This window comes from Frankia sp. CgJB1 (genome assembly GCF_977947065.1).
Map to the genome: position 1 here is coordinate 7,339 of NZ_CDWTNB010000095.1, position 7,939 is coordinate 15,277.

The following is a 7,939-nucleotide window of genomic DNA, read 5'->3' on the forward strand; positions in this document are numbered from 1 at the left end:
CCACGCCGACATCGGCCTGGGCGAGCGCAGGGGCGTCGTTGGTGCCGTCGCCGGTCATTGCGACGAGCTTGCCGCCGGCCTGCTCTCGTTTGATCAGGGCCATCTTGTCTTCGGGCGTGGCCTCGGCGAGGAAGTCGTCGACGCCCGCCTCCTCGGCGATCGACCGGGCGGTCCGCGGATTGTCACCGGTGATCATGATGGTGCGGATGCCCATCCGGCGCATCTCGTCGAACCGCTCACGCATGCCCTGCTTGACGACGTCCTTGAGCTGGATCACGCCCAGGACGCGGGCCGTGCCGCCATCGGTGGCCTCGGCAACGACCAGCGGGGTGCCGCCGGAAGCGGAGATGCCGTCCACGATCTCCCCGGTCTCCGCGGGCACGGTGCCACCAAGATCTCGCACCCAGGTGATCACCGCGCTGGCCGCTCCCTTGCGCACCTGCCGGTTCGGCCCCCCATCGATCGCATCGAGGTCGACCCCGGACATCCGGGTCTGGGCGGTGAACGCCACGAACCGGGCGTGGCTGAGCTTGCCGGGACTACGCTCCCGCAGGCCGTAGGTGTTCTTCGCGTGCACGACGATGGAGCGGCCCTCGGGGGTCTCATCCGCGAGCGAGGACAACTGGGCCACGCTGGCCAGGTCATTCTCCGACGTGCCGCCGACCGGGACGAAGGCCCGCGCCTCCCGGTTGCCAATGGTGATCGTCCCGGTCTTGTCGAGCAGGAGGGTGTTGACGTCGCCGGCGGCCTCGACGGCCCGGCCGGACATGGCCAGCACGTTGCGTTGGACCAGCCGGTCCATGCCGGCGATGCCGATCGCGGACAGCAACGCGCCGATCGTCGTCGGGATCAGGCAGACCAGCAGCGACACCATCACGATCCCGGACAGGCCGTCGCCGTTCAGCGCGCTGGTGTCCGGCACGCCCGGCAGCTGCGCCTTCGAGAAGATCGCCAACGGCTGCAGGGTCGCGACAGCGAGCAGGAAGGTGAGCGCCAGGGCGGCCAGCAGGATGTTCAGCGCGATCTCGTTCGGAGTCTTCTGCCGATTCGCCCCCTCCACCAGCGCGATCATCCGGTCGATGAAGCTCTCGCCCGGCTTCTGAGTGATCCGCACGACGATCCGGTCCGACAGCACCCGGGTGCCGCCGGTCACCGAACTGCGGTCACCGCCGGACTCCCGGATCACCGGCGCGGACTCACCGGTGATGGCCGACTCGTCGACGCTGGCAATCCCCTCGATGACGTCGCCGTCCCCGGGGATGAACTGACCCGCCTCGACGACGACGGTGTCGCCCTGCCGCAGCCGCGGCGCGGGCACCTCCTCGAGCCGGCCGTCATCGCGCAGCCGGTGGGCGATCGTGTCAGTCTTGGTGCGGCGTAGCGCGTCCGCCTGGGCCTTGCCGCGGCCCTCCGCAACCGCTTCGGCGAGGTTGGCGAACAACACAGTCAGCCAGAGCCAGACCGTGATCAGCCAGCTGAACGCGGTCTCGTCCCGAATCGCCAGGACAGTAGTGAACACCGCGCCGATCTCCACGATGAACATCACCGGGTTGCGCCACAGCGTGCGCGGGTCGAGCTTGCGCAGCGCGTCCGGCGTCGACCGCAGGAGCATCGTCGGGTCGAGCAGCCCCCCCTGTACCCGTCGGGGAGCCGGCGGCGGGGTCGGCGCGGGCGCCGGAACCGGCGTACCCGCAATGGTCGAGGTGGACATCTAGTGCAGACCCTCCGCGAGCGGCCCGAGCGCGAGCGCCGGGAAGAAGGTGAGAGCGACGATGATCACGGTGACGCCGACGAGCATCCCCACGAACTGCGGGCGATGGGTCGGCAGCGTCCCCGCGGTTTCCGGCACCGGCTGCTGTTTCGCAAACGATCCGGCCAGCCCCAACACGAAGACCATCGGCAGGAAGCGGCCGAAGGCCATCGCGAGGCCGAGCGCGGTGTTATACCAGTCGGTGTTCACCGTGATGCCGGCGAACGCCGAGCCGTTGTTGTTCGCCGCCGAGGTGAAGGCGTAGAGCGCCTCGGACAGGCCGTGCGGCCCGCTGTTGAGCATCCCCGCCCGTTCCCCCGGCAGCGCCATCGCCAGGCCGGTGCCGACCAGCACGATGACCGGCATCGTGAGGAAATACAGCGAGGCGAACTTGATCTCTCGACTGCCGATCTTCTTGCCCAGGTACTCCGGCGTTCGTCCGATCATCAAACCCGCGACGAACACCGTGATCACCGCGAGGACCAGGATCCCGTAGAGTCCCGATCCGGTGCCGCCGGGCGCGACCTCGCCGAGCATCATGTTGAACAGCAGCGTCGCGCCACCCAGGCTGGTGTACGAGTCATGGAACGAGTCGACGGACCCGGTCGACGTCAGCGTCGTGGCCGTGGCGAACAGCGCCGAGTCCGGCACACCGAACCGGGTCTCCGTACCCTCCCGGGCCGCCCCGACGGCTGTCGGCACCGTGCCGTGGTGGATCGCCTGGAACACCTCGTTGGCTCCCAGACTGCCCAGCGCCAGCACCGCCATCACCGCGACGATCGCCAGCCCCTGCCGGGTGCTGCCGACCATCTTGCCGAACGTCCGCGGCAACGCGAACCCGATCGACAGCAGCAGGTAGATCTCGAACCAGTTCGTCCAGGAGGTCGGGTTCTCGAACGGATGCGAGGAGTTGGCGTTGTAGAAGCCGCCGCCGTTGGTGCCGAAGTCCTTGATGGCCTCCTGGCTGGCGACCGGACCCCCGGTGACCGCCTGCTCCCCCCCGGCCAGGGTGGGGACCGTGGTGTTCCCGTGGAAGTTCTGGATCGCGCCGCCGGCGATCAGCACGATCGCCGCGAGCGCGCAGACCGGCAGCAGGATCCGCACGACGGTACGGACCAGGTCCACCCAGAAGTTGCCCAGCTGGTCGGTCTTCTTCCGGGCGAAGCCGCGCACCACCGCGATCCCCACCGCGATACCTACCGCGGCGGACATGAAGTTCTGCACCGCCAGGCCGGACATCTGGACCAGATGGCCCATCGTCGACTCACCCGAATAGGCCTGCCAGTTCGTGTTCGTGGTGAAACTGACCGCCGTGTTCCACGCCAGGTCCGGCTTGACCGCCGGCAGGCCCAGCGCCAGCCACAGGTGGTTCTGCACCCGCTGGAACAGGTACAGGAACAGCACCGAGACGAGCGAGAACGCCAGCACGCTGCGTGCATACACCGACCATCGCTGCTCGGCGCCCGGATCCACCCCGATCAGCCGGTAGATACCGCGTTCCACCCGCAGGTGCTTCCCGCTCGTATGCACCCGGGCCATATAGTCGCCGAATGGCCGGTAAGTCAGGGTAAGAGCCAGCACCATCGAGACGATGAAGATGACGCCCGCGGCGTTCGTGCCCATCTAGAACCGCTCCGGGAACAGCAGAGCCGCCACGAGGAAGATCGCGAGGGCTACGGCAAGGATCAGGCCGGCGATGTTCTCCACGATCACAGCTTCTCCACTGCCTTGAGGATTAGCCCGAGTACCGCGAACACCGCAAGGGTCAGCAGCACGAAGACAACGTCACGCACGGAACTCCTGCCTTCTACTTTGGATGAGCTCGGATTTGGATGAGATCGGAATAAATGCGCCGCCCTGGCTGGCGTCCTGGCCTGATGGCAGCTGCCAGTATCTAGCCCTTGCCGCCAGCGGACCAGCGAAGCTAACGGTCCAATGACGCCCAATCCCGAAAATTCAACACGGTGCTCACACGGCATCCGGCCCGGACGAGATCCGCACCCGCGCAAAACCCGGTGTGCGCAACCCGGATGAGACGCAGAACACCTCTCGGTGGTCCACGGACGGCCGCCCGGGCGGGGAGCAGGCCGGTCCGCCCCGTCTTGTCCAGGTGATCCCCGCGAAGGGTGTCCTGGCGCTACTGTGCGTGCTAATGAGGCGTGGTGGTTACGGCTGGTAGCGGTAGCCCAGGCCCGGTTCGGTGGTCAGGTAGCGGGGTCGGGCCGGGTCGGGTTCGAGCTTGTGACGCAGTTTGTTGATGTAGAGGCGGAGCGAGGAGCTGTCGTCCGCCACGCCGGGACCCCAGACCTGGCTGATCAGCTGCTGATGGCTGATGAGCTTCCCGGGGTGGCGTACCAGTGCTTCCAGCAGCCGCCATTCCGTCGGGGTGAGGCGTAGACCGTCCGGCTTGTCCTCTCCACCGGTCGCGGATGGACCCTCACGACCGCTGCCCGCGCCCGCGTCGGCGCTGTCTCGTGGGCTGATTCGCTTTTCCCCGAGGTCGATCCGGTACCGGCCGAGGTCGACAACGGTCACCGGTTCCGCGCTGGCGGCGCGGCGGGTCACGGCCCGGATCCGGGCCAGCAGCTCGTCGATCGAGAACGGCTTCGTGACGTAGTCGTCGGCGCCGGCGTCGAGCGCGGCCACCTTGTCGTGACCCGAGGCGCGACCGGACAACACGATGATGGGAACCCCGGTCCAACCCCGTAGCCCCTGGATAACCTCAACGCCGTCCATGTCGGGCAAGCCAAGATCCAGAATGACCAGGTCGGGTGGGCACGACGCCGCCTCCGACAGCGCGTGCCGGCCGTCCACCGCTGTGCGTACCTCGAACCCCCGAGCGCGCAGGGTGATCCGCATGGCCCGCAGCAGCTGCGGTTCGTCCTCCACGAACAGAAGACGGGTCATATCCGCCCCGTCCCCTCCAGCCACCTCCGGACCGGCGGCGTCTCCTACCCTGGCATCATCCCTCATCCTCGCCCCCTGCGCCTTCGCCCCTCCGGATCAGAAGAGGGTCAGAGACTCGGTCGGTATCGGCTGAGTCAGTGCAGCGAGTTCAGGCACACGTACCCGTACGTCATCGTGGAAGCAGCGGGCGAGTAGTAGCGCGTCGGCGTTGTCCGGGGTGTGAATAAATACGGTGGGTGATCGGCCCTCGCGCAACCACTCGACGGCAGTGTCAATCCAACGCTGCCAGGAAGGCGCGCAACGCTTCGTCGACGCCCGTCAGGCGGCGTTCGTGCGTGATGGTTTTTGGCAGCTTGATCACGAATCGGAAGCCGGCGTCGGTCTGCTGCGCCCACGAGGCCACGGTGCTCCTGGCCGGAGTCGCATAGAACGTTGTATTCCCTTCGACCGCGTTGCACCAGCTGGCATAGTTCCGCAGGCGTTCGTGAGGCGGGAGCGGCTGCGCCAGAAAGCGCCCTTGCATGACTTGTGAGTCCATATCGCGCACCCCACATGAAGACGCATGACCCAAGCCCTCCATGAATAAACTGCTCCGAGGAAGCCGGGACCGAGTTCGCCCGCCAAGTCGCGACCGTGCCACAGGTACTGTAGTCCGGGCGCCGAGCCCGCCCCCGGCCTACACGAGCGCGGAGATCATTACCAAGCTCGTCAAGCTGGCCCAGTCGGTGCACCCGGCCTGACCAGACTGACGGGCTGGGCTCCTCGTCGGGGTGCGTACGGCCCGCGCCCGTCCGCCGTGTCGATCCGCGGCTGCCCCGTTCGACCTGGGAGTGAGAGGGTCGAGAGGCGGCCTCGAGATCAAGGAGATCGAAGATGGCGAAGTACATGCTGATCCTGCGAGGCACGGACGAATCTGTCGCGAAGATGATGGAGACGCCCTTCGAGCAGATGCTCGAGACGATGGGCCGCCTCAACGAGGAGATGATCCGGGCTGGCGTGCTCGTCGCCGCCGAGGGCCTGGACGACCCGGCCCAGGGCGTGGTGGTCGACTTCAGCGGCGAGACGCCGGTGGTCACCGACGGTCCGTACGGCGAGACGAAGGAGCTGTTCGGCGGCTTCTACGTGATCGACGTGGCCTCGAAGGAGGAGGCGGTCGAGTGGGCCAAGCGACTGCCGGCGGCTGCCGGCACGAAGTGCGAGATCCGCCGGGTGCCGAGCATCGACGAGTTCCCGCAGGACAACGAGTGGGTCATCAGGGAGCGGGCGTGGCGCGAGCGGACCGGCCAACTCTGATGCCCGCGGCCATCGGCGGCCCGCCGAGCACCGAGTCGGCGCGGCGGGCCGTCGAGGCCGTCTGGCGGATCGAGTCCGCACGGATCGTCGGTGCGCTGGCCCGCTACACCCGGGACTTCGAGCTCGCCGAGGACGTCGCGCAGGAGGCGGTGGCGGAGGCACTCGTCGCCTGGTCGCGAGACGGTGCGCCGGTGAGCCCGGTGGGCTGGCTGCTCGCGACCGCGCGGCGGCGCGCCATCGACAGCTTCCGCCGCCGGTCGGCACTCGACGAGCGGTACGCCATGCTCGCCGGCCAGCTCGCCGAGGGTGAGGCGAGCTCGGGCACGGCGGCCCCGCGGGACCGCTCGGACGACCTGCCGTGGGATCCCGACCGGATCGACGACGACGTCCTCGTGCTGATGTTCGTGGCCTGTCATCCGGTGCTCTCGCCCGAAGCCCGCGTGGCCCTGACGCTACGCGCGGTCGGCGGCCTGGCGAGCGAGGAGATCGCCCGTGCGTTCCTCGTGCCCGTGCCGACGGTCCAGGCACGGATCACGCGGGCGAAGAGGACGATCGCCGCGGCGGGAGTGCCGTTCGAGCTGCCGCCGCCCGAGGAACGGCGCGAGCGGCTCGGCGGTGTCCTGAGCGTGCTATACGTGATCTTCACGGGGGGCTCGACGGCGACGACCGGTGACCGCCTGCTGCGCCCCGAGCTCGCGTACGAGGCGATCCGGCTGGCCCGGATGCTGGCCGCATTGTTGCCCGATGAGCCGGAGGTGCACGGGCTGCTCGCCCTGTTCGAGCTCACGGCCGCGCGCTTTCCCGCCCGTACCGGGCCCGATGGCGAGGCGGTGCTCCTGGAGGATCAGGACCGGCGCAGGTGGGACCGGTCGGCGATCCGTCGCGGTCTGGCCGCGATCGGCCGGGCCTCGGCGCTCGGGCGTGGCCTCGGACCGTACGGGCTGCAGGCGGCGATCGCCGCCTGCCACGCGTCGGCGTCCTCGGTGCCGGAGACCGACTGGGAGCGTGTCGTGCTCCTCTACGAGGCGCTCGGCCGCGTGGCTCCGTCACCCGTCGTCGAGCTCAACCGGGCCGTCGCCGTCGCGATGGCGCACGGACCACAGCAGGCGCTGTCTATCGTGGACGAGCTGGTCGCCTCCGACCGCCTGTCGGGGTCGTACCTGCTTCCGAGCGTGCGCGGCGAGCTGCTCGTTCGGCTCGGCCGGACCGCGGAGGCGCGGGCCGAGCTGGAGCTCGCCTCCCGGTTGTGCCGCAACGTCCGCGAGCGGTCGGTGCTGCTGCGCAAGGCTGCTGCGCTGGCGTGATATCCGGCTCTTCGCGGTACGACGAATCTTGTAGTTACGTGGCTACGTGTTGTGGGGTGGACGAGCGTGACGAGTCGGTTGACGCCCTCGGCAGGCTCAGGAACTGACCGACGCAAAGTGGCAGATGCTGCTGCTGCGCTGCCCGCCCCGGAGCTTCACCATCGTCGGGGACCGTACCCAGGCCAGGCACGGGTTCACGGAGTCGTGGCAGGAACGGCTCGAGCGGATCGGGCTCGACCGGATCAACCTGGCTTCCCTGCACATCAACTACCGGACACCGGAAGAGGTCATGGCGCAAGCCGAGCCGGTCATCCGGGCCGTGCTCCCGGACGCCAACGTGCCGACCTCCATCCGCGGCACGGGACTTCTACCCGAACTGGCCCGAGGCCGCCCGAGGTGCTGTCGCGCTACTGCGCACCGAGGCCGGCCGCGCACCACACGGTCCTGCGCTGCGGGCCCTCGTCGGCGAGCTCGCCACCTGCAGCGACCAGTTCCGCACCTGGTGGGCCAGCCACGACGTGCGGCTGCACATCGCCGAGTAGGCCCGGGGCGCGGTGCCAGGATTGCTCCTGGTCCGTTTCCCCGGGCCTCTCACCGAACCCGCCGTGCCGATCTCTCGGCAACGGGCTCCCCACGGTTCCGTCCGTCAGGGCGTGGATGCCCAGGGGGTGGGGATGTTGCCGGC

7 protein-coding genes and 1 pseudogene are annotated in these 7,939 nt (G+C 68.8%); 3 read left to right on the forward strand and 5 right to left on the reverse strand.

What is annotated here, in order from left to right; all coding sequences use genetic code 11:
- The 5 genes and pseudogenes from kdpB to AC08OT_RS12295 all read right to left on the reverse strand — a co-directional run.
- On the reverse strand, positions 1-1,711 hold a 1,711-nt coding region (gene kdpB, locus AC08OT_RS12275; protein WP_476602832.1), incomplete at its 3' end, for a potassium-transporting ATPase subunit KdpB.
- Positions 1,712-3,373 (reverse strand): potassium-transporting ATPase subunit KdpA, encoded by a 1,662-nt coding sequence (gene kdpA / locus AC08OT_RS12280; RefSeq protein WP_476593628.1) that lies wholly within the window; start codon positions 3,371-3,373, stop codon positions 1,712-1,714.
- Positions 3,374-3,463: a K(+)-transporting ATPase subunit F gene (gene kdpF, locus AC08OT_RS12285; RefSeq protein WP_476593627.1), complete on the reverse strand. Its 90-nt coding sequence runs from the start codon at positions 3,461-3,463 to the stop codon at positions 3,374-3,376. It lies immediately after the preceding gene.
- A gap of 453 nt (positions 3,464-3,916) precedes the next feature.
- A complete protein-coding gene (locus tag AC08OT_RS12290) occupies positions 3,917-4,657 on the reverse strand; it encodes a response regulator (protein WP_476594641.1) in 741 nt (246 codons plus the stop codon).
- A gap of 96 nt (positions 4,658-4,753) precedes the next feature.
- Positions 4,754-5,221 (reverse strand): annotated as a pseudogene (locus AC08OT_RS12295) (DUF72 domain-containing protein).
- Between the two features lie 309 nt (positions 5,222-5,530).
- On the opposite strand from AC08OT_RS12295, the gene AC08OT_RS12300 reads away from it, so the two are divergent.
- From AC08OT_RS12300 to AC08OT_RS12310, 3 genes are all read left to right on the forward strand, one after another.
- Positions 5,531-5,950, forward strand: coding sequence for a YciI family protein (locus AC08OT_RS12300; protein WP_476594642.1), 420 nt, complete (start codon positions 5,531-5,533; stop codon positions 5,948-5,950).
- Positions 5,950-7,254: an RNA polymerase sigma factor gene (locus tag AC08OT_RS12305; protein ID WP_476594643.1), complete on the forward strand. Its 1,305-nt coding sequence runs from the start codon at positions 5,950-5,952 to the stop codon at positions 7,252-7,254. The genes AC08OT_RS12300 and AC08OT_RS12305 overlap by 1 nt, the downstream gene beginning before the upstream one ends.
- 410 nt (positions 7,255-7,664) lie before the next feature.
- On the forward strand, positions 7,665-7,796 hold the full coding sequence (locus AC08OT_RS12310; RefSeq protein ID WP_476597779.1) for an MmyB family transcriptional regulator: 132 nt from the start codon (positions 7,665-7,667) through the stop codon (positions 7,794-7,796).
- Positions 7,797-7,939 lie beyond the last annotated feature (143 nt).

Coding starts and splice junctions, on each gene's coding strand:
- kdpA (WP_476593628.1), bottom strand. CDS start 3,373: ATGGGCACGAACGCCGCGGGCGTCATCTTCATCGTCTCGATGGTGCTG.
- AC08OT_RS12290 (WP_476594641.1), bottom strand. CDS start 4,657: ATGACCCGTCTTCTGTTCGTGGAGGACGAACCGCAGCTGCTGCGGGCC.
- AC08OT_RS12300 (WP_476594642.1), top strand. CDS start 5,531: ATGGCGAAGTACATGCTGATCCTGCGAGGCACGGACGAATCTGTCGCG.
- AC08OT_RS12305 (WP_476594643.1), top strand. CDS start 5,950: ATGCCCGCGGCCATCGGCGGCCCGCCGAGCACCGAGTCGGCGCGGCGG.